Source organism: Streptomonospora sp. PA3 (genome assembly GCF_009728995.1).
Classification (GTDB): domain Bacteria; phylum Actinomycetota; class Actinomycetes; order Streptosporangiales; family Streptosporangiaceae; genus Streptomonospora.
On the sequence record NZ_VTZW01000010.1, the window covers coordinates 447,863 to 471,616 of the forward strand.

At 72.7% G+C, this 23,754-nt stretch carries 18 protein-coding genes and 1 tRNA gene; 7 read left to right on the plus strand and 12 right to left on the minus strand.

Features of this window, described 5'->3' with window-relative positions; translation table 11 throughout:
• Positions 1 to 87: 87 nt before the first annotated feature.
• Positions 88 to 1,026: a 4-(cytidine 5'-diphospho)-2-C-methyl-D-erythritol kinase gene (locus tag FZ103_RS14170; RefSeq protein WP_186356288.1), complete on the minus strand. Its 939-nt coding sequence runs from the start codon at positions 1,024 to 1,026 to the stop codon at positions 88 to 90.
• Positions 1,027 to 1,257: 231 nt separating this feature from the next.
• Between FZ103_RS14170 and FZ103_RS14175 the strand changes: the two genes are divergently transcribed.
• Positions 1,258 to 3,276, plus strand: coding sequence for a serine/threonine-protein kinase (locus tag FZ103_RS14175; RefSeq protein ID WP_156001613.1), 2,019 nt, complete (start codon positions 1,258 to 1,260; stop codon positions 3,274 to 3,276).
• A gap of 74 nt (positions 3,277 to 3,350) precedes the next feature.
• On the opposite strand, the gene rsmA is transcribed toward FZ103_RS14175, so the two are convergent.
• A complete protein-coding gene (gene rsmA / locus FZ103_RS14180) occupies positions 3,351 to 4,277 on the minus strand; it encodes a 16S rRNA (adenine(1518)-N(6)/adenine(1519)-N(6))-dimethyltransferase RsmA (protein ID WP_186356289.1) in 927 nt (308 codons plus the stop codon).
• 581 nt (positions 4,278 to 4,858) lie between these two features.
• The gene (locus FZ103_RS14185; RefSeq protein ID WP_156001614.1) at positions 4,859 to 6,058 is read right to left on the minus strand and encodes a resuscitation-promoting factor; all 1,200 of its coding nucleotides are present in this window, start codon (positions 6,056 to 6,058) and stop codon (positions 4,859 to 4,861) included.
• Between the two features lie 665 nt (positions 6,059 to 6,723).
• Here FZ103_RS14185 and FZ103_RS14190 point away from each other — a divergent pair.
• Positions 6,724 to 7,833, plus strand: coding sequence for a CaiB/BaiF CoA-transferase family protein (locus FZ103_RS14190; RefSeq protein WP_156001615.1), 1,110 nt, complete (start codon positions 6,724 to 6,726; stop codon positions 7,831 to 7,833).
• Between the two features lie 485 nt (positions 7,834 to 8,318).
• Here FZ103_RS14190 and FZ103_RS14195 read toward each other — a convergent pair whose 3' ends face one another.
• Both FZ103_RS14195 and metG read right to left on the minus strand, forming a co-directional pair.
• Positions 8,319 to 9,242, minus strand: a complete 924-nt coding sequence (locus FZ103_RS14195; protein ID WP_156001616.1) for a TatD family hydrolase — start codon at positions 9,240 to 9,242, stop codon at positions 8,319 to 8,321.
• Between the two features lie 176 nt (positions 9,243 to 9,418).
• Complete coding sequence (metG, locus tag FZ103_RS14200; RefSeq protein WP_156001617.1) at positions 9,419 to 11,239, minus strand: methionine--tRNA ligase; 1,821 nt, start codon at positions 11,237 to 11,239, stop codon at positions 9,419 to 9,421.
• A gap of 234 nt (positions 11,240 to 11,473) precedes the next feature.
• Here metG and FZ103_RS14205 point away from each other — a divergent pair, with 234 nt between their 5' ends.
• On the plus strand, positions 11,474 to 11,893 hold the full coding sequence (locus FZ103_RS14205) for a hypothetical protein (RefSeq protein ID WP_156001618.1): 420 nt from the start codon (positions 11,474 to 11,476) through the stop codon (positions 11,891 to 11,893).
• A 72-nt stretch (positions 11,894 to 11,965) separates the two neighbouring features.
• Positions 11,966 to 14,611, plus strand: a complete 2,646-nt coding sequence (secD, locus tag FZ103_RS14210) for a protein translocase subunit SecD (protein ID WP_156001619.1) — start codon at positions 11,966 to 11,968, stop codon at positions 14,609 to 14,611.
• A gap of 117 nt (positions 14,612 to 14,728) precedes the next feature.
• Here the strand turns inward: secD and rsmI are convergent, their stop codons facing one another.
• The gene (gene rsmI / locus FZ103_RS14215) at positions 14,729 to 15,550 is read right to left on the minus strand and encodes a 16S rRNA (cytidine(1402)-2'-O)-methyltransferase (protein ID WP_156001814.1); all 822 of its coding nucleotides are present in this window, start codon (positions 15,548 to 15,550) and stop codon (positions 14,729 to 14,731) included.
• A 255-nt stretch (positions 15,551 to 15,805) separates the two neighbouring features.
• Between rsmI and FZ103_RS14220 the strand changes: the two genes are divergently transcribed.
• Both FZ103_RS14220 and FZ103_RS14225 read left to right on the plus strand, forming a co-directional pair.
• A complete protein-coding gene (locus FZ103_RS14220) occupies positions 15,806 to 17,437 on the plus strand; it encodes a dolichyl-phosphate-mannose--protein mannosyltransferase (protein WP_156001620.1) in 1,632 nt (543 codons plus the stop codon).
• A gap of 367 nt (positions 17,438 to 17,804) precedes the next feature.
• Positions 17,805 to 18,008, plus strand: coding sequence for a cold-shock protein (locus FZ103_RS14225; protein ID WP_067975405.1), 204 nt, complete (start codon positions 17,805 to 17,807; stop codon positions 18,006 to 18,008).
• A gap of 90 nt (positions 18,009 to 18,098) precedes the next feature.
• Here the strand turns inward: FZ103_RS14225 and FZ103_RS14230 are convergent, their stop codons facing one another.
• Positions 18,099 to 19,103 carry an ion transporter gene (locus FZ103_RS14230; protein WP_394350105.1) on the minus strand — a complete coding sequence of 335 codons (1,005 nt, stop codon included), beginning with the start codon at positions 19,101 to 19,103 and terminating at the stop codon, positions 18,099 to 18,101.
• 207 nt (positions 19,104 to 19,310) lie between these two features.
• Between FZ103_RS14230 and FZ103_RS14235 the strand changes: the two genes are divergently transcribed.
• On the plus strand, positions 19,311 to 19,634 hold the full coding sequence (locus tag FZ103_RS14235; RefSeq protein WP_156001621.1) for a sec-independent translocase: 324 nt from the start codon (positions 19,311 to 19,313) through the stop codon (positions 19,632 to 19,634).
• Positions 19,635 to 19,735: 101 nt separating this feature from the next.
• Here the strand turns inward: FZ103_RS14235 and FZ103_RS14240 are convergent, their stop codons facing one another.
• The 5 genes from FZ103_RS14240 to FZ103_RS14260 all read right to left on the minus strand — a co-directional run bounded on the left by FZ103_RS14240 (position 19,736) and on the right by FZ103_RS14260 (position 23,686).
• On the minus strand, positions 19,736 to 20,341 hold the full coding sequence (locus FZ103_RS14240) for a hypothetical protein (protein ID WP_343233526.1): 606 nt from the start codon (positions 20,339 to 20,341) through the stop codon (positions 19,736 to 19,738).
• A 262-nt stretch (positions 20,342 to 20,603) separates the two neighbouring features.
• Positions 20,604 to 20,753 (minus strand): hypothetical protein, encoded by a 150-nt coding sequence (locus tag FZ103_RS14245; RefSeq protein WP_156001622.1) that lies wholly within the window; start codon positions 20,751 to 20,753, stop codon positions 20,604 to 20,606.
• A 700-nt stretch (positions 20,754 to 21,453) separates the two neighbouring features.
• Positions 21,454 to 21,527 (minus strand) — tRNA-Ala (locus FZ103_RS14250).
• A 77-nt stretch (positions 21,528 to 21,604) separates the two neighbouring features.
• Positions 21,605 to 22,324: a hypothetical protein gene (locus FZ103_RS14255; RefSeq protein WP_156001623.1), complete on the minus strand. Its 720-nt coding sequence runs from the start codon at positions 22,322 to 22,324 to the stop codon at positions 21,605 to 21,607.
• A gap of 714 nt (positions 22,325 to 23,038) precedes the next feature.
• Positions 23,039 to 23,686 carry a GNAT family N-acetyltransferase gene (locus FZ103_RS14260; RefSeq protein WP_186356290.1) on the minus strand — a complete coding sequence of 216 codons (648 nt, stop codon included), beginning with the start codon at positions 23,684 to 23,686 and terminating at the stop codon, positions 23,039 to 23,041.
• Positions 23,687 to 23,754: the final 68 nt, after the last annotated feature.

Below are 23,754 nucleotides of genomic sequence, written 5' to 3' on the forward strand. Positions count from 1 at the left end.
GCGGGCCGGCGCCCCGCACACCCGCCGATAGCACGCATGTGACATGCCGCACTCCCCCGCTACCAGGCCGCGGGGGCCCCGGCGGGCTCAGAGGACGGTCGCGCCCGGGACCTCCCCGTGGGCGGTGACGGTCTCGGCGCAGTCGGGCGCCGTCCGCACCGCGGCCGCCACATGCTCGGCGTGCTCGGCGGACTCGGCCAGGAACGCGCACGTCGGTCCGGAACCGGAGACGAAGGCCCCCAGCGCCCCCGCGGCACGCCCGGCCTCCAGGGTCTCGGCGAGCACCGGGCGCAGCGCCAGAGCGGCCGGCTGGAGGTCGTTGCTCAGCGCGGCCCCGACGGCGCGGGCGTCGCCCTCGGCCAGCGCCGCCATCAGCGCGGGATCGCCCTGGGGTTCGGGCGCGTCGGGCCGCAGGCGGTCGTAGGCGGCGAAGACCTCGGGGGTGGACAGCCCGCCCTCCGACAGGGCGAAGACCCAGTGCAGCCGTGCCGAGCAGCGCGCCGGGTTCAGCACCTCGCCGCGACCGGTACCCACCGCTGTGCCCCCGATCAGCGGAAAGGCCACGTCGCTGCCCAGCCTGGCGGCCGGATCCAGCAGCGCTGCGCGGTCCAGTCCGCTGCCCCAGAAGGCGTTGCAGGCCACCAGCGCCGCAGCGGCGTCCGCACTGCCCCCGGCCATCCCCCCGGCGACGGGGATGGCCTTGCGCAGGTGCAGGTGCACCGGCGTCTGCGCTCCGGTTTCGCGGGCGAGCAGATCGGCGGCGCGCCAGGCGAGGTTCGAGGAGTCCAGCGGCACCCGGGCCAGGTGGGAGGCCAGGCCGCCGCCGCTCGCGTCCTCCGCGGTGAGGCCCGCCGCGCCCCCTGTTGCGCGCGTCCGCGCGCCGGTGACGGTAACCTCGTCGAACAGCGCTACTGCGTGGAAGACATTGACCAGATCGTGGTATCCATCTTCGCGCGCCGGCCCCACCGCCAGCTGGAGGTTCACCTTCGCGGGGACCCGAACGGTCACGGCGGTCGTAGTGGTCACGAGTCCTAGATCGTAGAGGAACCCCCGCTCCTGTGAACCGCCGTCACGCGAACGCCCCTGCGCTCGGTGCGGCCGGCTGACGGCGGTGGGCGGCTTGTCGGCGGTCTCACGCCCCTGCCGGGGTCCCGGCTGTCCGGATGCGGGCGCCGTGGCCTGCCCGGGTGGGTATCCGGGCTCGATCACCGCTACCTTGGGGCCAGGCGGAGTTAGGACACCGTCGGGGAGGGTCGCTTGCCGTCGGATGGGCTCCCGAAGAACCTGGAACCGTTGGCTGCCGGAGATCCGGCGACCATCGGGCCCTATGTGCTGGCCGGTCGCCTGGGCAGCGGTGGAATGGGGACGGTCTATCTCGGCCGTACCCCCGAGAAGGGTGCCCAAGTCGCGATCAAGGTCATCCGGCCCGAGCTCGCCTTCGACGAACCCACCCGGGCCCGCTTCCGCGACGAGATGGAGAACGCCCGCAGGGTCGCCTCCTTCTGCACCGCGAAGGTGCTCGACCACGGGACCTTCGAGGGCCGCCCCTACATGGTCACCGAGTACATCGCGGGCACGGCGCTGGCCGAGCACGTCTCCGAGAACGGCCCCCTGGACTCCAGCACCCTGCACGGCTTCGCGCTCGGCGTCGCCGCCGCGCTGGCGGCCATCCACCGCACCGGCCTGGTGCACCGCGACCTCAAGCCGGCCAACGTGCTGCTCTCGCTGTCGGGGCCGCGGGTCATCGACTTCGGCATCGCGCGGGCGATGAACACCGCCACCAACCACACCCAGACCGGCATCGTCATGGGCAGCCCCGGGTGGATGGCGCCGGAGCAGCTGCTGGAGGAGAAGGTCACCACCTCCGCCGACATCTTCGCCTGGGGATGCCTGGTGGCGTTCGCGGGCAGCGGCGTCCACCCTTTCGGCAACGGCGACGCCATGACCCTGGGCAAGCGCGTGCTGTTCGCCGAGCCGCAGATCGGCGACCTCGACAGCCCGCTGGACCGGCTGGTCGCCCAAGCGCTGGCCAAGGAGCCCGACCGCCGCCCCAAGGCCCAGGACCTGCTCTTGGAGCTGGCCGGCGGCGAGGAGGTCTCCACCGGCGGCGGCGACGCCAACGAGATGGTCAGCCACGCGCTGCACAACTCCTGGCGGCCCAACCTCCCGCCGATGGCCCCCATGCCCCCGCCCGGCCCGCCGCCCAATCCGCACCAGACCGCCACGGGGATGCCGCATCCGGCTCCGCCCGCCCCTCCCGGCCCGTTGCGCGGCGGCGGACCTCCCGGGCAGCAGCACTACGGGCCGCCCCAGCCGGCCCCCATGCCCGCTCAGCCCGCCCACCACAGCCAGCCCATGCCGCGTCCGGCGGGCATCGGGCCCCAGGGCGGCCAGGCCTACCAGGGCGCTCCGGCGCCGCAGGGCCCTCCCGGCCCTCCGCAGGGCCAGGGCGGACCGCCCGCCCCGCAGCAGCACCAGGCACCGCAGGGGCCGCCGGGAGGGCAAGCACGCCACACCGGCGAGTTCCCGGCGGTCTCGCCGCAGCAGACCGGCCCCATCCCCCAGGTGCCGCCCGGACCCGACCAGAGCGGCCAGAACCCGCCGCCCCGCGCGCAGCCCTACGTGCCGCCCGCGTCGCTGCCGCCGCACCGGCCGATGCAGCCGGGCAGGCGCAAGCGCTGGGTGGCGATCACCGCGGTGGCCGCCGTCATCCTCGCGCTGCTGCTGTTCACCACGCTCACCCTGCTGGGTGTGCAGAACCTGATCTGGCCGGGCGCGGCCGAGGGCTCCGACGGCGGCGGCGAGACCGGCGGCGGTTCCGGCGACAAGGGCGCCGAAGCCGCGCCCGGCGGCTCCGAAGGCCAGAAGTCCGAGGAGACCGCCGCCCCCGGCACCGCCCAGGACAGCCGCATGGTGTTCAAGGTGCGCGAGTACGAGTGCTCGCCCGACGTCGAGGGACGCTCGACCGCCCTCCACGGCACCTACTGCGTCTTCGCGCTGAGCGTGCAGAACATCAGCGCCGACCGCATCACGCTCGAACACGACGAGCAGCGGCTGGCACTGGGCGAGCAGGAGTTCCTGTCGGCGTCGGAGCCCTCGGTCACCGAGAGCCAGGCGCCGCTGTGGCGCTCGATCCCCGCCGGGGAGCAGGCCGAGGGCCAGCTGGTGTTCCTCGTGGCCGACGAGGCCGAGGCCCGGTCCGGCGCGCTGCACCTCAGCAGCGGAGGCGGCTCCCCCGCCGTCATCGAGGTCGCCGACATCGCCGCGGCGGGCTGAGGCGCCCGGCGCGCTCGCCGGTACCCGGGGATCGGTGCCCTCGCAGCCCTGGCTCGGCGCCCCGGTCCCGGCCGCTACCGCGGCGGGTCCGCGGCGCGGTCGGCGTGGGCGGCGATCCGGGTGAAGGCGGCGATGTCGAGCGACTCCCCGCGCGCGCTCGGGTCGATCCCGGCGGCCCGCAGCACGCGCTCGGCCGCCGGCGCCGATCCCGCCCACCCGGCCAGGGCGGCGCGCAACGTCTTGCGCCGCTGGGCGAAGGCGGCGTCGACGACGGTGAACACCGCGCGGCGGTCGGGGCGCGCGGATTCGGCACCGGCGGGACCGGGGCCTGTGGAGGCACCGGGCGGCGCGCTCCTGCGGTGCAGCGCGACGAGCCCCGAGTCGACGTTGGGGGCGGGCCAGAACACGTTGCGGCCCACCGATCCGGCCCTGCGCACCTCGGCGTACCAGGCCGCCTTGGCCGAGGGCGCTCCGTAGGTGCGGCTGCCCGGCCCGGCCGCGAGCCGGTCGGCGACCTCGGCCTGGACCATGACCAGGCCGCGGCGCAGGCTCGGTAGCAGCTCCAGCAGGTGCAGCAGCACCGGAACGGCGACGTTGTAGGGCAGGTTGGCCACCAGCGCCGTGGGTGCGGGTCCGGGGATCTCGGTGATGCGCATGGCGTCGGCGGCGACGACCCGCAGCCGGTCGGCGCGGGCGGGGGCGAACTCGGCGACCGTGTCCGGCAGCACCTCGGCCAGGCGCGGGTCGATCTCGACGGCGGTGACAGCGCGCACGTGCGGCAGCAGCGCGAGCGTCAGCGAGCCCAGACCGGGACCGACCTCCAGCACGACGTCGTCGGCGCCGACCTCGGCGGTGCGCACGATGCGCCGTACGGTTCCGGCGTCGATGACGAAGTTCTGGCCGAGCGTCTTGGTCGGCCGTATCCCGGTGCGCTCGGCCAGCCGCCGTACGTCGGCAGGGGTGAGCAGGCGAGCGTCGCCGGAGGGAGCGGATTCGGTCACCCGCATCATTGTGCCAGCACGGTCGCACCGTAGGCGGGTGCGGAGTGCCCGATGGCTGGGCATGCCGGCATGGCATGCGGCAAGGGCGGCGACGGCGGCGCGGGGTCGGCCCGTGCCCAGCGGTTCGCGGGCCCGCCCCGCCGCCCCGGCCGAACCCACCAGGGGCCGGCCGGGGCGGCATCGCCCTTACGTCCTGTTTAAGAAGTCGGTCACCACAGGAGGTCGCGGCGATGGGGCTGGTTGCGCGAATCCCACCCGTCACCCGCCACCGCCCCTAACGGAGGCGCTGCGCGCCACGAGCCCATCGTGCCCGTCACCCGCCACCGCCCCTAACGGAGGCGCTGCGCGCCACGCATCTATTCAGAGCCGGCTTGCCGCCGAGCGCACGGCGCACCTTTGCGCCGGAGGCCCGCCACCGGTGGTGCGGCTCCACCTGGGAAGAACTGCGTGCGCTCGGCGGCAAGCTGCGTCCGCGCTTCGCGAGGCGCGCCCATTGCCGCAACTCGGTGGTGGCGGCTTCCCTGCGGTTCCCGGTGGGTTCCTGGAAAGCGGCGCCCCCGCCATTCTTAAACACGACCTAGCTAGTCGAACAGGTGCACGCCGCATTCGGGCCACTGGCTCTGCCAGTTGCCGTTGACCATGTCGTAGAGCTTCTGAGCGCGCATGGTCTGCTCGCTGGCGGGAGCCTCGGCCGGGTTGCCCGAGCCTCCGGCGGACTGCCAGGTGGACATGGAGAACTGGTAGAGCCCGTAGTAACCGGCCGGGTTCACGGCGGTGGGGTCGCCGCCGGACTCGCACTCGGCCAGGGCCGCCCAGTTGAGGCTGGAGGCCTCGGCGGAGGTGTCGACCGTCGCCGCCTCCTCCTTGGTGCCGATCTCCGTGATGCCCTTGACCGGCTTCTTGACGACCTCCTCCTTGACGACGTACTCGGTCTTCACGCCCTCTTTCATGATCATGGCGGTGGTGACCTTCTTGACGCCGTCCTTGGGCTTTTGAACGACCTTCTCCTCGCCCGCGGGCAGGTCGGGGTTCTCCCGCTCCTCGACCTCGGCCTCGATGGGGACCTCTTCGGTCTTGGGCTCGGTGAGGAGCTCGGTGACCTCGATGACCATGCCGTCCGTGGGCTCGGCGTCCCGCTTGGGCTTGACCTTGTCGTGCTCGCCCAGGTCGATCCCGTTGTCCTCAAGGACCTGGGCCACCGTCTCCGCGGTGGTCGCGGTCTCGATGCGGACCCGGTCGCGCAGGATGACGACCCGGCGTGCGGCGGTGGCCTCGACCTCCAGTCCCGACTCGGGGATCGCCTTGTCGGAGGAGACCGAGAGCTTCAGCGAATCGGGGTTCCTGCCGATCTGCTGCAGGGCCTCCCCGACGGTCAGCGCGGTGACCCAGTGCTTCTTCGACTTGCCGTCGACGGTGAGGGTCAGCGGACGGCCGGAGCGGACCAGCACGTTGTCGCCGCGGTCCAGTTCCGTGTCGAGGGAGGGCGCCACGACGTCGTGCTCGCCCAGGGTCACTCCCGCGGAGTCGAGGACGTCCTGCACCGTGGCGCCGTAGGTGTGCACGGTGCTGCGCTCGCCGTCGACGCTGAGTGTGATGCGCTGGTCCATGGCGAAGGCGGTGCCCCCGCCGACCACGAGCAGCACCGCCGCGGCGACCGCGCCGATCACGACGCCGCGCGAGCGCAGCAGCGGCAGGGCGGGGAGTGCGAACCGGCCGGAGCGCCCGCCGGAGCCCGCTCCGCGGCCGCCGCGCCCCCCGCCCGCGGGAGGCGCGGGGGGCATGGCGGCGGTCTGGCCGTGCCCGGCGCCGGCCGGGCCCGGGGGCGCGGGGGGCATGGCGGCCGTCCGGCCGTACTCGGCACCGGGGCCGCCCGATGATGGCGCCCCGGGGTGGGCGTAGGGATCGTGGGCGTGGTTGTGGGGGGCGTCCGGCCGGCCGGAGCGGTCCGGGTTGTTCGATGCCCTGCGGCTGCCGCGGTGGGACCCGCGGTTGGACGGACTACGCACGTTGGTCTCGGCCTTCGCGATCGCGCACGGACGGAAAGGGGTGGGTATCAGGCGAGCGGGCCGGGGGGTGCGGGAAGTCCTCCGGCGCGCAGCTCGCGGCGGGTCGGGGGCGGCTGCGCCTCATCCGACCACGGCTGCGTACGGGAAGCTATCACACCCCCGCGGCCCGATTTCAGTCCTGACCGAATCCGCACGCCCGGCCGGGATCGGCCGGAGGGGCCGAGGCGCGGCGGCGCCGCGCCTCGGCGGCGAAGCCCGCCGCCGCATCGGCCGGCGGGTTGGCGCCGGCAGGCGGGATGCCACCAGAATGAGCGCTAGAACCGAACGCGGTTCGTTTCATGTCCGAAACGCGCACGGGCAGGCCCGGCCGGACGCAGACCCGCGCCCGGCGAGCGGACCGGCTCCCGCCCGTCGCACCGGTCCACTCGGGAAGGTCGCCCATGGGTCCCCTGCACGGAATCCGGGTCGTGGAGTTCGCCGGGATCGGCCCCGGTCCCATGGCCGCCATGCTGCTCGCCGACCTCGGCGCGTCGGTGGTCCGGCTGGATCGGCCCACCGCCGCAGCGGCGGCCCGGCAGGGCGAGCGGCCGCACATGAGCGCCGGGCGACCGGTGCTGGGGGTCGATCTGAAGTCGGAGGAGGGGCGGGCCACCGCCCGCGAGCTGGTCACGGCGGCCGACGTGCTGCTGGAGGGGTTCCGCCCCGGGGTGATGGAGCGGCGCGGGCTCGGCCCCGACGACTGCCTGGAGCTCAACCCGCGGCTGGTCTACGCCCGGATGACCGGCTGGGGCCAGGACGGGCCGCTGGCCCGGGTCGCCGGGCACGACATGAACTACATTTCGCTCAACGGCGCGCTGCACAGCATCGGCCGCAGCGGCGGACCGCCCGTTCCGCCCGTCAACCTGCTCGGCGACTTCGGCGGCGGCACCATGTTCGTGGTCACCGGCATCCTCAGCGCCCTTGTGGAGCGCCAGTCCTCCGGGCGCGGCCAGGTGGTCGACGCCGCCATGGTCGACGGCAGCGCACTGCTGATGTCCATGGTCTACGAAGACCGCGAGCGCGGCGCCTGGTCCGACGAGCGCGGCACCAACTACCTCGACACCGGCGCCCCCTGGTACGACGTCTACGAGTGCGCCGACGGCCGCCACGTATCGGTGGGCTGCATCGAACCGCAGTTCTACGCCGCGTTCCTGGAGGGTGTCGGGCTCTCCGGCGCCGATCTGCCCGACCAGTGGGACAGGGAGAACTGGCCGGTGCTGCGTGAGCGCTTCGCCGAGGTCCTGCGCACCCGCACGCGCGACGAGTGGGCCGAGGTCTTCGGGGATTCCGAGGCCTGCGTGCAGCCGGTGCTGTCGATGGCCGAGGCGCCCGACCACCCGCACGTGCGCGCCCGCGGTTCCATCGTGCGCAAGGACGGCCGGCTCTTCCCGGGCCCGGCTCCCCGCTTCGACCGCACCCCCGGCCGTGCGACCCGCGACCCCGACTTCCCCGCGCCCTCCCTGGAAGAGACCCTGGCCGAGTGGGGACTCGATCCCGGAACGAGCGGGTAGGCGGGGCGTCGACGTCGTGTCTGGGGAGTCGGTCACCACAGAGGTTGCGGCAATGGGCGCGTCTCGCGTAGCGCGACCGCGGCTTGCCGCCGAGCGCACGCTGCACCTGTCAGGCGGAGCCGTACCACCGGTGGTGGGCCGTTGACGCAAAGGTGCACCGCCGCTCGGCGGCAAGCCGGCTCTGAATAGATGCGTGGCACGAAGCGCCTCCGTTAGGGGCGGTGGCGGGTGACGGGCACGATGGGCTCGTGGCGCGCAGCGCCTCCGTTAGGGGCGGTGGCGGGTGACGGGTGGGATTCGCGCACTCCAGCCCCATTGCCGCAACCTCGATGGTGGCCGCCCCAGGTGGTGCCCGGTGGGTTCCTGGAAAGCCGCGCCTCCGCCGTTCGGGAACACGACCTGAGCGAGGAGGGAACACGCAGGCCGAGCCGAGCGGCGAGGAGAGCAGGCGGTGCGGTGGTCCGCCCCGCGGCGGGCCCGGCCGGTCAGTCCAGTCCGAACGCACGGCGCCCGTTGGCGGCGACGGCGGCGGCCAGTTCGTCCTCGGGCAGTCCCTTTGCGGCGGCGAGGGCACGCAGGGTGTAGGGGACGAGGTAGGGGGCGTTGGGTCGGCCGCGGTAGGGCTTGGGGGTCAGAAACGGCGCGTCGGTCTCGACCAGGAGCAGCTCGGGCGGGGCCAGCGCGGCGGCTTCGCGCAGCTGGTCGGCGCTGGCGAAGGTGACGTTTCCCGCGAAGCTCATGAAGTAGCCGTTGTCGGCGCAGATCTTGGCCATCTCGGCGTCGCCGGAGAAGCAGTGGAAGACCACGGCCTCGGGTGCGCCCTCTTCGGCGAGGACGCGCAGCACGTCTTCGTGCGCGTCGCGGTCGTGGATCATCAGCGCCCGGCCGTGCCGCTTGGCGATGGCGATGTGCCGCCGGAACGACTCCTGCTGGGCCGCGACGCCTTCGGCGCCGGTGCGGTAGTAGTCCAGGCCGGTCTCGCCGACCGCCCGGACCTGGGGCAGCGCGGCGAGGCGGTCGATCTCGGCCAGCGCGTCCTCCAGGCCGGCCAGGCCGCGGGGCGGGCGGGCCTTGCCGGCCCAGTCGGTGTCGTCGGCCTCGACCCCCGGCGCGCCGTCGCCGTGCACGATGCGCGGTGCCTCGTTGGGGTGCAGGGCCGCGGCCGCCCACACCGACGGGTGCTCGGCTGCGATCCCGGCGGCCCATCGCGAGGAGGACACGTCCACTCCCACCTGCATCAATGGGGTGACGCCCACCGCCTCGGCGGCCGCGATGATCTCGGGCACGTCGGGCGTCTGCATGTCCATGTGGGTGTGGCTGTCGCCGACCGCCACACGCAGCGGCTCCGGCGGTTCCGGCGGCGTCTGCGCGTTCCGGTTGCGCACGGCGCTGCCGCTTCGCTTGCCCATCGCGGTCTCCCTGTTGCTTGCTGGTGCGCGGGTCGCGCGGCCCGGCCGGCCGGCTCCCCGGGTGCGGACGGAGGCGGACACGGGTGCGGCGGGCCGCCGCTCGGGCGACCCGCCGGTGGGTCCGCGGGCGCGCCCGCCGAGCGCTCGTGCGCGCGGCGGCGCTCGCCGCCGCGCCGCTACCCGGCGGCCTCCTGCTCCAGGCGGGCCAGCTCCTCGTCGGCCACGGCGGGGTCGAGTTTGGTAAACAGCCGGGTGGGGGCCGACAGCGGGGTGCCCGGCCGGATGGGCGTCGACCGCCACTCGGCCTCGTTGCCGGCGTAGTCGCCGGTGATCACCGAGTACTCCGACGGCTCGGGGTCGCCGCCGATGGTGTCGGTCGCGGTCTCGATCCGGGGCATGGCGGTCCACACCCCGGTGCCGCCGAGCATGGCGTAGACCTTGTTGGAGGACTCCGGCAGGAACGGCGTCATGAGCGTCTTGGCGTCGCTGACCAGCTGCAGCGCCACGTGCAGCACGGTGCGCATGCGGTCGGGGTCGGTCTTGCGCAGCGCCCAGGGCGCCTGCTCGGAGATGTACTTGTTGGCCTCGGCGATGGTGCGCATGACCTCCTGCAGCCCCGCCTTGAACCGGGAGTGGTTCAGGTGCTCGCCGACGGTCTCGAAGGCGGCCGCGGAGTCGGCCAGCACGCGGCGGTCGTCGTCGGTGAACTCGCCGGCCTCGGGGATCTCGCCGATGTACTTTGCGGCCATGGAGATCGACCGGTTGACGAGGTTGCCCCAGGTGGCGACCAGTTCGTCGTTGTTGCGGCGGACGAACTCGGCCCAGGTGAAGTCGGTGTCCTGGGTCTCGGGGCCGGCCGCGATGATGTAGTAGCGCAGCGCGTCTGCGGAGTAGCGCTCCAGGAAGTCGCGGACGTAGACGGCCACGCGCCGCGACGAGGAGAACTTGCGCCCCTCCATGGTCAGGAACTCGCTGGAGACCACCTCGGTGGGCAGGTTCAGCGCGCCCAGCGAACCGGGGTCGCCGCCGCGGTCGCCCTGCCCGTTGTAGCCCATGAGCATCGCCGGCCAGATCTCGGAGTGGAAGACGATGTTGTCCTTGCCCATGAAGTAGTAGGCCTCGGCCTGCGGGTGCTGCCACCAGCGGCGCCAGGCCTCGGGGTCGCCGGTGCGCCGGGCCCACTCCACGGCCGCCGAGAGGTAGCCGATGACCGCGTCGAACCACACGTAGAGCCGCTTGTTGGGGTTGTCGCGCCATTCCTCCAGCGGGATCGGCACCCCCCAGTTGAGGTCGCGGGTGACCGCGCGCGGCTGGAGTTCGTCGAGCAGGTTCAGCGAGAACTTCAGGACGTTGGGCCGCCATTGGCCGCCCTTGGACTTCAGCCAGGAGCCCAGCGCCTCGGCGAAGGCCGGGAGGTCCAGCATGAAGTGCTCGGTGTCGACGAAGTCCGGGGTCTCGCCGTTGACCTTGGAACGCGGCTCGATCAGGTCGACGGGATCGAGCTGGTTGCCGCAGTTGTCGCACTGGTCGCCGCGGGCGTTGCCGTAGCCGCAGATGGGGCAGGTGCCCTCGATGTAGCGGTCGGGCAGTGTGCGGCCGGTGGAGGGCGAGATGGCGCCCTTGGTGGTGTGGGTGAAGATGTAGCCGTTCTCGTATAGCCCGGTGAACAGCTCCTGGGCCACGGCGTAGTGGTTGCCGGTGGTGGTGCGGGTGAACAGGTCGTAGGACAGCCCGAGTGCGACCAGGTCCTCGACGATGACCCGGTTGTAGCGGTCGGCGAGTTCGCGCGCGCTGACGCCCTCCTGGTCGGCCAGGACCAGCACCGGCGTACCGTGCTCGTCGGTGCCGCTGACCATCAGGACCTCGTGCCCGGACATTCGCTGGAAGCGCGCGAAGACGTCGGAGGGGACCCCGAACCCGGATACGTGCCCGATGTGGCGGGGACCGTTGGCGTAAGGCCAGGCCACCGCGGTCAGGATGTGGCGTTTCGACGACATGCCACAAGCCTAAGGGGGCCGCGGCGCCGATTCACCCTCTTTCCCGTGCCTGTGGATTACCGCGCGGGGGCCGGGGTGTTGGGCCCACAAGGCGGTCCGGCGTATTCACAGGGACCGCGCGGGTCTCGCGCATCGGTAGTGTTTGAACCTAGGCTCGTGACCCGAGTAAGCCCTCGCCCGGATCCCCTCCGGGCCCCTCAGGCGGCCGGCGCGGCCCCATGTTCGACGAAGGCGGTGGTCACCACGGTTTCCCGTGCCCTGGCCTCGCTCGCCGTGCTGGCCCTCCTGCTGGTCGGTGCCCCGCTGTCGCCGGGCGCCACCGCGCTGAGCGCCCCGACGCCCCCGCACGCGCCGCTGGCCGTGGCCGCTGGGCAGCAGGAGCGCTCCGCCCACGACGGTTCCGGCGCCGACCGGGCGCTGCTGGTCGAACGCGAGTCCGGCGCGGTCGCCGTCGCCCTTCCGGGGTGGAGCACCGACCACCGGCCGCCCGTGCGCGACCTCCCCGAGGCCTACACCCCGGTGCTGCCCTGGATGGGCGACATCGGCGGCCCGTGGGGGCGGGTGCCGCCCCCCGGCTCGATCGAGGCCCCGCGCCTCGACGACGCGTTCGCGCTGCCCTTCGGCCGCGCGCCGCCGCTCACTGAACACGTGTGACCCGATACACCGCCGGCAGGGCGCCCCGCCCTGCCGCAGAGGCCGCATGACCCGTTCGTGAGAGGTAAGCAATTGTCCACCCAATCGGGAGCCGGAACGCGCTGGCTGCGCGGCATCGTCTCCCTGCTGATCGTCGTCGGCGCGTTCGGCGCCGCATGGTTCATTCCGCCGAAGCTGGGGCTCGACCTCAGCGGCGGCACGCAGATCGTCCTGGAGACCCAGGACGGTCCTGACGGCACCGAGGCCAACGCCGAGAACACCGACCAGGTGATCCAGGTCCTGCGGGAGCGCATCGACAGCCTCGGCGTCAGCGAGGCCACGATGTCGCGGTCCGGCGAGAACCGCATCATCGTCGAGCTGCCCGGTGTGCAGGACCCCGCCGAGGCGGCCGACATCCTCGGCCAGACCGCGCAGCTCACCTTCCACCCCGTGCTGGGCGTCGCGCCCGCGCAGGGCAGCGGTGTGCAGGCGCCCTCGGGCGACTTCGCCAACGCGCCGGCCGACGAGGCCCGTGCTCCGACCGACGGCCAGGGCGGCTCCGGCGGAGGCGGCGGCTCGGGCGGCCAGGGAGGCGGCTCCGGGGGCGGAGGCGGCTCCGGCGGCATGTCCCAGGAGCAGCTCCAGCAGCTGCTGCAGCAGCAGGGCGGCGCGGGGGCCGGCCAGCCGGCCGAGGACCCCAGCAAGGTCGTCCGCACGCTGCCCGACGAGCAGGGCAACCGGCTCCAGCTCGGCGAGTCCAAGATCGAGGGCAACCAGGTCGCCAGCGCCGAGGCCGTGCTGGACCCCACCACCAACACCCAGTGGCAGGTCAACGTCGAGTTCGAGGGCGGGGGCCAGGACGCCTGGGCCAATCTCACCGGCCAGGCCGCCTGCCACGACCCCGGCCAGCCGCAGCGGCGCATCGCCATCGTCCTGGACGACGAGGTCATCTCCTCGCCCGAGGTCAACCAGGACACCGCTTGCGACGTCGGCCAGACCGGCGGTTCGACGACCATCACCAGCTCCTCCTTCGACCAGGAGAGCGCGCAGGACCTGGCGGTGCTGATCGAGGGCGGCTCGCTGCCGCTGCCGGTCGCCGAGGTGCAGCGCCAGACCGTCGGGCCGACCCTGGGCGCCGAGGCCATCAAGGCCAGCTTCATCGCCGGTGCCGTCGGCCTGCTGCTGACCGCCGCCTACATCATCGTGGCCTACCGCCTCGTCGGCCTCCTGGCCGCGGTGGCGCTGGCCTGCTACACGCTGATCGCCTACGCGTCGCTGGTGGCGCTGAGCGCGACGCTCACCCTGCCGGGCCTCGCCGGCTTCGTGCTCGCGATCGGCATGGCCATCGACGCCAACGTGCTGATATTCGAACGAGCGCGCGAGGAGTACCAGCAGCAGGAGAAGGTCTACAAGGCCAACAAGTCCGCGGGCATGGTCGACGCCACCGAGGCCGAGACCGAGCAGGCCGAGGCCGGCGTGCTCTCGCGCCGGCGCCGCCGCGCGATCCCGCCCAACCTGCAGAAGGCGTTCCTCTCCGGCACGCAGAAGGCCTGGAGCGCGGTGCTGGACACCAACATCACCACGCTCATCGCCGCGGCGCTGCTGTTCTTCTTCGCCTCGGGCACGGTCCGCGGCTTCGGCGTCACGCTGGGCCTGGGCACCATCGCCTCGATGGTCTCGGCCCTGGTCATCGCGCGTGTGCTGGTGGAGTGGGCGGTGCGCCGCAGGGTCGTGCGCAACCACCCCGCCGTCACCGGCATCTCCAAGATCAGCGCGGTGCGCAGCTGGCTGATCAGCCGCAACCCCGACCTGATGTCGCGCAGCAGCCTGTGGCTGGGCATCGCCGCCGTCATCGTCGTCGCCGCGGTGGCCGGCGTGCTGATCCGCACGCCCAACTTCGGTGTGGAGTTCACCGGCGGCCGGGTCATGGACTACACGACCCAGCAGGACATCAGCGTCACCGACGCCCGCGACGCCGTCACCGAGGCCGGGTTCCCCAACGCGGTGGTGCAGGAGTCGGGCGACGGCGACGTCGCGGTGCGCACCGGCCCCATCAGCGACTCCGAGGCCGGTGCCATCGAGGACGCGCTGGCCGATGAGGCGGGCGGCGCCGAGCTGCTCTCCGACGAGAAGATCGGCCCCAGCATGGGCGACGAGCTGCGCAACCGGGCGCTCATCGCGCTCGTGGCGGCCCTGGCCCTGCAGATGGTCTACCTGGCCTGGCGGTTCCGCTGGTCCTTCGGGCTGTCGACGATGCTGGCGCTGGCCTTCGACATCACCCTGGTGATCGGCCTCTTCTGCTGGTTGGGACGGCCCATCGACGGCGTGTTCCTCGCCGCCATCCTCAGCGTCATCGGGTTCTCGGTGAACGACTCGGTGGTGGTGTTCGACCGGGTGCGCGACGAATGGGCCAACGACAGCAAGTCGGGCTTCGCCCGGATCGCCAACACGGCCATCCTGCACACCATCCCGCGGACCGTGAACACCACGATCGGCGGTGTGTTCATCCTGGCCACGCTGGCGGTGTTCGGCGGGTCCTCGCTGCGGGACTTCTCCGTGGCGATGCTGGTCGGGCTGATATCGGGTGTCTTCTCCACCGTGTTCGTGGCGGCGCCGCTGGCGGCGTGGCTGCAGCGGTGGGACAAGACCCCTCCACCGCACGTCATCCGCGAGAAGCGCACCAAGCAGCGCAAGGAGCTGCGCACCGCTCGCGAGCAGAGCGACGGCGCCGTGGTCTAGCTCCACCGCGGTAGTCGGCGGACCCCGAAAGGCGGGGCCGGGCAGCGCCCGGCCCCGCCTTCTCGTCTCCGCGCACGCCGCGGCCGCCGGGGGGCGCGGACCCCCGTCCGCCGCCGCTCAGCGGTGCGCGGCGTCGTAGACGTCGCGCTTGGGCACACCCAGCGCTCGGGCCACCTCGCGGATCGCGTCCTTGCGCGAGGCGCCCTCGGCCTCGCGCTCGGCGACGGCGGCCGCCAGGTCCTCGGGGCTGCGCGGCACCTCCGCCGGCGCCGAGCCGGCCACGACGACCGTGATCTCCCCGCGCACCTCGCCCCGGGCCCACTCGGCGAGCTCGCCCAGCGGGGCGCGGCGCACCTCCTCGTAGGTCTTGGTCAGCTCCCGGCACACCGCCGCGCGACGGTCGGCGCCCAGCGCCTCGGCCATCGCCGCGAGCGTGGCCGCCAGGCGGTGCGGGCTCTCGAAGAAGACCATGGTGCGGGGCTCATCGGCCAGAGCGCCGAAGTAGCCGCGCCGGCCCTTGCGGGGCGCGAACCCTTCGAAGCAGAACCGGTCGGTGGGCAGCCCGGAGAGGACCAGGGCGGTGGTCACCGCGGTCGGTCCGGGCACCGCCGTCACCGGCACCCCGGCGTCGGCGCAGGCCGCCACCAACCGGTATCCGGGGTCGGAGACGCCGGGCATGCCGGCATCGGTCACCACCAGCACGTCGCGGCCCGCCAGCAGCTCTGCCAGCAGCTCCTCGGCCCGGCGCGGCTCGTTGGCGTCGAAGTAGGAGACCACGCGCGCGCCCGCATCGCCACCCAGGCGGAGACCGGCGCGGGCGGCGAACCGGCGCAGCCGCCGGGTATCCTCCGCGGCGATGATCCGCGCGCCCTCCAGCGCATGCAGCAGCCGCGGCGGGGCGTCGTCGCTGTTGCCGATGGGCAGCCCCGCGAGCGTCAGTGTCCCCGGCGCCTGCGCGGCGCGCGGCTCCTCGGCCCCGCTCGGCCCTGCGGTCACGTTGCACCCGCTTCCTAGACGCTACGGTAAGGGTGTTCCGCGGATGGGCCCGGACCGGCGCGCACCCCCGCCCCGGCGGCGGGTCGCGGCGCCCGCCCGGCCGACGGCGCGCCGGAACGGCCGCGCGGCACCATCGGCACCGCTCCGCCGCGAGGTATCCGAAGACCGTCCACCCGTGCCCCAACCTTAAGAGCCGACATGACCACCACCGCACCCGAAGCCACCGTCGACCCCGACCCGAGCTGGCGGGCCTCGGTCCGCTCCCGCCTGGTGCCGCCCATGCCCCGGCCCGCCTGGGCCGGGTGGGTCGGCGCGGTGGCGCTCGCCCTGTTCGCCGGAGCGCTGCGCCTGATCGGTCTGGGCAGACCGGGCGAGATCTACTTCGACGAGACCTACTACGCCAAGAACGCCCTGTCGATGTGGGTCTTCGGCTACGAGCACGAGACCCTGGAGAACGCCGACTCGATGCTGGCGCGGGGCAACGGCGACATCTGGAGCGGCGGCGCCGACTTCGTGGTCCACCCGCCCCTGTCCAAATGGCTCATCGCGGCCGGCGATCAGCTGTGGCGCCTGCTGCCGGGCACCGCGGGGGTGGATCCCGAGGGCTGGCGGCTGGCATCGGCGGTCTTCGGCGCGGTGTCGGTGCTGCTCCTGGTGCGCATCGCCCAGCGCATGACGCGGTCGTGGCTGCTCGGCTGCGCCGCGGGCCTGATCATGGCACTGGACGGACTGCACTTCACGCTCAGCCGCATCGCCATGGTCGACATCTTCCTGACCTTCTTCATCCTGGCGGGCTTGGGGTGCCTGGTGATCGACCGCGACCGCACCCGGCTGCGGCTGGCAGAGAAGGCCGAGCAGGGAGCCGGTGCGGCCAACTGGCTGGGGATGCGCTGGTGGCGGATCGGCGCCGGGGTGTGCCTGGGCCTGGCCGTGGGGTGCAAGTGGTCGGCGCTGTTCTACCTGGCGGCGTTCGGGCTGCTGACGGTGGCCTGGGACTACGGCGCGCGGCGCAGCGCCGCGCACGACCGCACGGCGCTGCGCTGGTTCGCCTTCGACGCGGTCCCGGCGTTCTTTCAGACGGTGGGGGTCGCCGCGCTCGCCTACCTGGCCACCTGGAGCGGCTGGTTCGCCACCTCCGGCGGCTACGCCCGCGGCTGGGGAGCGGCCCACATGCCCGCGTGGCTGGAGGGGCTCCCCGGTCTGGTGCAGGCGCCCGTCAACGGGCTGCGCAGCCTGGTGCACTACCACCAGCAGATGTACTCCTTCCACAGCGGCCTGTCCAAGCCCCACGACTACGCGTCGCAGCCGTGGGAGTGGCCCATCATGCGCACCCCGGTGGCCTTCTACTACGACGACCAGCCCTCCACATGCGGCGCTCCCGACTGCTCCACGACGATCCTGAGCATCGGCACGCCGGCGGTGTGGTGGCTGGGGATCATCGCCGTGGTGGTGATGCTCAGCTGGTGGCTGACCTACCGGGACTGGCGCGCGGGCGCGGTGCTGCTGGGCGTGGCCGCCGGATGGCTGCCGTGGTTCGCCTACCCCGAGCGGACGATGTTCGTCTTCTACGCGCTGCCGATGCTGCCCTTCGTCGTGCTGGCGATCGTGCTCGCCCTGGGCCTGGCGCTGGGCGCGGGCGAGACCCGCCCGGAGTACTCGCCCTGGGCGCGGGTGGCCGGCGGCGTGGTCTTCGGTGTGGTGCTGCTGCTGGTGATCGCCAACTTCGCCTACCTGTACCCGGTTCTCAGCGCCGAGACGATCCCCTACGACTCCTGGGCCGAGCGGATGTGGTTCGAGACCTGGATCTACGGCAACGGCGGCGCGGACTGACCGCGCCGCCGGGCGTCGCCGCGGCCATCGGCGGCGCCCGGCGGCCCCGAGCGAGGAGGGAAGACGGCGCCTCAAAGCGCCCCGCGCACCCGCGGGAAACACGCGCGGGCGGCGGAATCGACGGTTGCGACACCCCTCGATGACAGGAAGTTGAACACTGATTCCGCCACCGGAAAGGCTCGGCAAGCGTGTGCACGCCTGGTAGTCTCATGATCCGGTTGCGGTTGTAGTTTCCATTGATGGCCCAGGCGCCTCACGGAACTTCACGTGGGCGCTTGTCGGTTGGGCGGAAACTCCCTGGGGCGGGCGCTCAGCGACCCGGGGCCAGCAGGGTGCGGCCCCGAAGTAGTCCCCAAAGGGAGAGCAGATGGCTCAGGGCACCGTGAAGTGGTTCAACTCTGAGAAGGGTTTCGGTTTCATCGCCGTTGAGGGCGGTGGACCGGACGTGTTCGTGCACTACTCGGCGATCGCGGGTACCGGCTTCCGGAACCTGGAAGAGGACCAGTCGGTCGAGTTCGAGATCACCCAGGGCCCCAAGGGCCCGCAGGCGTCCAACGTGCGCGCACTCTGACGTCGCCTGAATCCTTTCTCGGCCCTTCGCTCGGTTTCGGGCGAAGGGCTGCCGTTTTCTGCGGGCGTGCGGGGCGCGTCCCTTTTTCGGTTACATCGCTGGACTTTGGTCTGGTCGCCGGTTCGATGCGGCAGGTCCGGAATCCGCGGCAGCGGTGTGGCCCGCCCCCGCTTCCGCCGCCTCCCGCTCAGCCGGCGCGGCCTCCGCTTCGCGCCCTTCGGCCTCGCCGACCGCGCCCAAGGAGCGCACCTGCTCGCTGAGCCGGCTCACCTGCTCGGTCAGCTCCTCCAGCCGCCGCATCACCGACTGGTGCTGGACCAGCTCCAGCTCCTGGTCCTCCTGCCAGCGCTCGGCGTTGACCTCCTGCTCCAGGGCGGTGACGATCACGCCGATCACCAGGTTCAGCATGATGAAGGCCGTCAGCACGATGTAGCCGATGAAGAACAGCGACGCCATCGGGTGCCCCTCCATCACCGGCTGGGCCACCTCGGGCCAGTCCTCGGTGGTGAGCAGCACGAACATCGTGTACAGAGTGGTGCCCAGGTCGCCGAAGTGCTCGGGATCGATGTCGTGGAAGAGCCGCTCGCCCAGCACCGCGGCCGTGTAGACGATGATCAGCAGCAGGCCGATGACCGTCCCCATGCCGGGCACCGACCGGAACAGCGCGGTGACGATCGTGCGCATCTGCGGCACAACGCTGACCAGCCGCAGGATCCGCAGGATGCGCAGCATCCGCAGCACCGAGAAGCCCGACGACGCCGGAACCACCGCGATCCCGACCACGACCATGTCGAACCAGTTCCAGGGGTCGCGGAAGAAGCCGCGGCCGTAGGCGGCGACCTTGAGCGCCAGTTCGGCGGCGAAGGCGGTGACGAAGCAGACCTCGGCTGCGTACAGCAGGCCCGCTGCACCCGCGAGGGGACCGTCGACATAGGTCTCCAGCCCCAGCGTGCCGGCGTTGAGCAGGATCAGCCCCACGATCGCCGTCTGGAACCAGCGGGTGCCGACGACGCTCTGCGCCCAGCCGCGCAGCGGGTTGCCGCCCGTGCGCCCGCCATCGTCCCCAGCGGAGGCGCTGCGCGCCGCGGACCTCACTGGCACCCTCCACCCCCTGATCGCCAACCGCCACAACGATAGCGCTCGGCCATGCCGCGCACGGAGGGCCGGGTCGGGCCGCCGCGGGCGCCCGTGGGCCGCCAGTCGTCATCCACAGGCCGCCCGCCGTTGCCCACGGCCGGTGCCACAGCGGTTAATCTGCTAGAAGGCCGGAGAAACCACCACAGGCCATCGGAGGACCCGCGCATGTTCAACATCGGGGCCGGCGAGTTCATCGCACTCGCCGTGCTCGCATTGGTGATCTTCGGCCCCGATCAGCTGCCCAAGGCCGCGGCGCAGATCGGGCGGGTGCTGCGGCAGCTGCGTACCATGGCCGACAGCGCCAAGGACGACATCCGCAAGGGCCTCGGGCCGGAGTTCAAGGACTTCGACGTCGACGACCTCAATCCGCGGCGGTTCGTGCAGAAGCACTTCTGGGAGGCCGACGACGATGACGACCCCGCCGACCGCCGCAGGCCCGCCGCTCGGCTGAACGGCAAGCGGCCGCCCTTCGACAGCGAGGCCACCTGAGAGCCGGCCGCGGTCCAGCGCCCGCCCGTCGCGGCGGCGAGGCACCGGCCGCCGGTCGGCATACCCGGAGCCGGACGACCGCGAACGCCGCACGTCCGCCCTCAGCCGAACATCATCACCAGGAACAGCCCGATTCCCCCGACCACGACGGATCCCGCGATCACAGCGGGCGAGCCGACGGTGGCCACGAGAACCTCCGCGGCGATCGTGCCGGCCACCGCGGCGGCGGGCCAGGGCCAGCGCGGCGACGGCTCCCAGCCGTTGCGGCGCTCCCGGAACACGGCCGCGACGGCCGCGAGCCCCAGCAGCGCCCAGAAGGCCACGTGCCACCCGGCACGCGTCGCCGGTGTGATGTAGTCCGCCGATCCGGCGGTGACCATGACGAACAGCACCGTGGATATCCACAGGCGCCAGTGCCTCCTGCGATCGAACGCCGGGATTGCCTTGCGGCGGGCGCGTTCGGCGCGGCGGAACCGCTCTGCCGCCACGGGCGCACGCTCGTCGCCGGCCGGCTCGGTCGCGGGCTCCTGCGGTGGCGGCTGCGGATCGGCCGGCCACGCGGGCTGGGCGGCGTCGGCGGGCAACTGGTAGCCGCCGGGGGTGTGGTGGCCGGGCGGGAACTCGCTGCCGCCCGGATAGCGGCCGCGCTCAGGGCGCGGGGTCGACGCAGGGTGTTCGGGTGAGGGCTGCTCCGGATAGTCGGGCACGGGTCTCGCCGTCCTTCTGCCGCTGGCCCGGAATCACTCTCTGTTGCCTACCCGCCAAGCGCCGCACCGCAACCCCGCGCCGCGCCGATCGCCGCCGCGGTGCTCCCGCCCCGCGGCCCGCGGCGCCGGTTCGCGCGAGCGCATCGGCAAGACCAGGCAGGACAGGCGAAAGAGCGCATAGAAACGCCGTTTCCCGGCCCGGGGGCACGTACCGGGAAACGGCGTTGCCGAATCGTTCGGCTACCGGTGGACGGGCAGCCTGTTACAGCCAGTTGAAGCCGGCAGTCGCCGCCTCGGCCGTGTCGGCGGTGGCGGCGGGAATCGAAGGCGCGAGAACCGCGGTGACAGCGAGTGCGATGACCGCGCAGGTCTTCTTTAACACAGTGCACCTTTCCATTGCATCATCATCCATCCCCGGAACGTAAGATAAGCCACCGGCCACACTTCGCGCAAGCCCCAAACCAGGGTTTACCAGGCTTCTACCGGCTATATATGTCTATAGTGCGGAAAAACGCATAAACAATGCACCGCGCCACCGAACCCGTCGGCGCCGCCCCCACCCCACTCGGTCGGCCACCGACATCGGCTGCGGCCTGCGGATTCACCGCCAACCAGGCCCTGACCAGGAAAAACACACTACTGCAGAGCCAGGAGCCCCTCCCAGGACACTCCTGCAGGCATCCCACACGCGCGGCCCATGCGCGCCGGGGCCCTCGAAACAACCCCCACCTGCGAATTCTCGCGCCGTCGAAAATTCCGGGGTCCGACCGCGGGCCGCGAATGAGGACGAGCCGGACCGCCATTGATCGAGTTCACCATTTTAGTGGAAGATAGCCAATGCAATGCACAGCCGCCGAGAGTCGCCGACGCCGAACGGATCGCCGGACGGGGCGGCAGACAGCGAGGCACCGGAATCCCCTGCACACACAATACCCGCATCCGGCCGGGTGTGCCGCGGTTTTCCCCAGGTCACCACATGTCCGCATTGACCGGGTTTGTCGCCGACACAGATGGGGTGCACACAAAAAGGAGACCGCGCTGCGGTCTCCTTACTAATCTGATTCGGACTTCCGCCGATCCAGAGCGGATTCGGCGGATATCCGCGATATGTGTGGAGCTGAGGGGATTTGAACCCCTGACCCCCTCGATGCGAACGAGGTGCGCTACCGGACTGCGCCACAGCCCCTGAACAACGCTCCAAATACTAGCAGCTTCGCGCGCGTGGTCCGAACCGCGCGGCCGCCGCGGGCGACCGAGCACGGCTCAGTCGCCCGCGGCACGCTGATGGGCGTCGGTGTACTGGTCGTAGACCTGGTTGCGCCGCTCCATCAGCTCGATGACCTGCGCCTCGCGCGCCGCTCTCGCCTCCTCGCGAGCCCGGCGCAGCTCGGCCAGCCGCCTGCGGCGGCGCGCCTCGGCGGCCCGCCGCTCGGCGTCGGCCTTGGCCGCCTCGCGCAGGAGCACCAGGTGGCCCGCCAGCAGCACGGCCGGCGGCGCCAGCACCCACCACGGCCCCAGGCCGGCGGCGACGCCGGCGCCGCTCAGCACGAGCAGCGCCGTCAGCCCGAACGTGCGGCGCCGGCGGCGCGCGATGACCTTGGCGCGGCTGACCCGCGGCCGCGGCGGCGGCGCTGCGGAGTACACGGCCGTCTCTTCGTACTCGGAGTCCTCCTCGGGCTCCCGCACGGGTGCGCTGCGCTCCATCGAGTCCGCCTCCGGCACCGCGTCGCCGCGGCCCTCGGGCGCGCCGGCGCCCGTCCCGGTCCGCTCGGTGTCCGCGGGGTCCGCATCGTTCGCGGCGGGGTCGCCGTCGGCGTCCTCCGCGGCGTCCGCGTCCGGGTCGGCGCCGAGGTCGGCATCGAGGTCGGCGTCCAGCTCCGCGCCGTCCTCGTGGTCCACTGCGGCGTCGCGGCGCAGCAGCATCGGCACCAGCACGATGAGCCAGACGACGACGATGGCGAGATACAGAGGAGAGCTGCTCATGACCCCTCCTCGTACCGCCGACCACAGGACAGCCCCAGACGCTCCGGCGGCAAGTTCCGTTCACGGCCCATGGCGGGTGGCGGCCTCTCGGCGGACCGCCCCGAGGTCACGATCCGGCGCCCGAGCCGTACATCGTGCCACTCGTCATGCGCCGCCCCCCATGCGCCGTATGCACGTGTTGCCTGCATCGTTGGTGCGTCTACGTTCCGCACCGTACGACCAGGTGTCCATAAATGCGCAGTATTCGGACCGGAGTGTCGTGAGATTACAGTCTTTCCTCTTCCCGCCCGTCGCCCACCACCTCCCTAACGGTGGCGCTGCGCGCCGAGCCCTTCTCCAGCCCGTCACCCACCGCCACCCCTAACGGTGGCGCTGCGCGCCGAGCCCAATCCCAGCCCGTCACCCACCACCACCGTCGAAAGAGGCACCAGGCGACAGACCTGTTCACGCGCTCCCGCGACGCGCCTCACCGGAAACGTCACGCACCGGATGCGTCGCGCGGCAGCATCGACGCCCGGTACCGGACGGCGCGGCCGCCGCCCGGTGCCCGGACACGCCGACCGAAGGCGGCGCGAACGCCGCGCCGGCGACGTTTTCCGGCCGGGTATCGGCGATTATCCCGCGAACGGCGATCGGCCGACACCGAATTGCGGACCCCGACCGTCGCAGCGGCCGACACCGGCCGCGACCACCGCAGCCGCGGCCGACCCCCGGCTAGGACGATCCGCCGGCCGCGCTGTCCGAGCCGGCCACCTGGCCGCGGCGGCGGCGCCAGCGCGCGAGCAGGCCGCCGGGGACGTCTTCGGTGGTCAGCGCGTAGGAGATGTGGTCGCGCCAGGCGCCGTCGATATGCAGCTGGCGCTTGCGCAGCCCCTCCTCGCGGAAGCCCAGCTTCTCCACCACCCGCCGGCTCGCCTGGTTCTCCGGCCGGATACTGGCCTCGATCCGGTGGAGCCCTACGGTGAAGAAGGCGTGGTCGACGGCGAGCGCCACCGCGGTCGGCGTGGCACCGCGACCGGCGCAAGCCCGGTCGATCCAGTAGCCCACCTGCCCCGAGCGCGCCGAGCCCCACACGATCGCGCTGATGGTGAGCTGCCCGGCGAAGACGCCGTCGTAGGTGATGGCCCAGGGCATGGAGACGCCGTGGCGGGCCTCGCGGCGGATCGCCTGCAGCATCGCCACATACGGCGAGAGCCCCGAGGTGTGCAGCGGCATCTCGGGATAGGTGGGCTCCCACGGGCGCAGCCATTCGGCGTTGCGGGTACGCGTCTCGCGCAGCGCGGCGGCGTCGCGCAGCCGCAGAGGGCGCAGGCCGACCGGGCCCTCCGTCAGGGTGATCGGCCACCCGCGGATCCGATTCACGTCGCGTCCTTCCGGCGCCTCCGGCCCCCGGCGCATCCGGTGGCGGGCCGACGGGTGCGGTCTGCGCT

Coding starts and splice junctions, on each gene's coding strand:
- metG (WP_156001617.1), bottom strand. CDS start 11,239: ATGTCGTCGAAACGCCACATCCTGACCGCGGTGGCCTGGCCTTACGCC.
- FZ103_RS14220 (WP_156001620.1), top strand. CDS start 15,806: ATGACCACCACCGCACCCGAAGCCACCGTCGACCCCGACCCGAGCTGG.
- FZ103_RS14255 (WP_156001623.1), bottom strand. CDS start 22,324: ATGAGCAGCTCTCCTCTGTATCTCGCCATCGTCGTCGTCTGGCTCATC.
- FZ103_RS14185 (WP_156001614.1), bottom strand. CDS start 6,058: ATGCCCCCCGCGCCTCCCGCGGGCGGGGGGCGCGGCGGCCGCGGAGCG.
- FZ103_RS14195 (WP_156001616.1), bottom strand. CDS start 9,242: ATGGGCAAGCGAAGCGGCAGCGCCGTGCGCAACCGGAACGCGCAGACG.
- FZ103_RS14190 (WP_156001615.1), top strand. CDS start 6,724: ATGGGTCCCCTGCACGGAATCCGGGTCGTGGAGTTCGCCGGGATCGGC.
- FZ103_RS14225 (WP_067975405.1), top strand. CDS start 17,805: ATGGCTCAGGGCACCGTGAAGTGGTTCAACTCTGAGAAGGGTTTCGGT.
- FZ103_RS14245 (WP_156001622.1), bottom strand. CDS start 20,753: ATGGATGATGATGCAATGGAAAGGTGCACTGTGTTAAAGAAGACCTGC.
- FZ103_RS14235 (WP_156001621.1), top strand. CDS start 19,311: ATGTTCAACATCGGGGCCGGCGAGTTCATCGCACTCGCCGTGCTCGCA.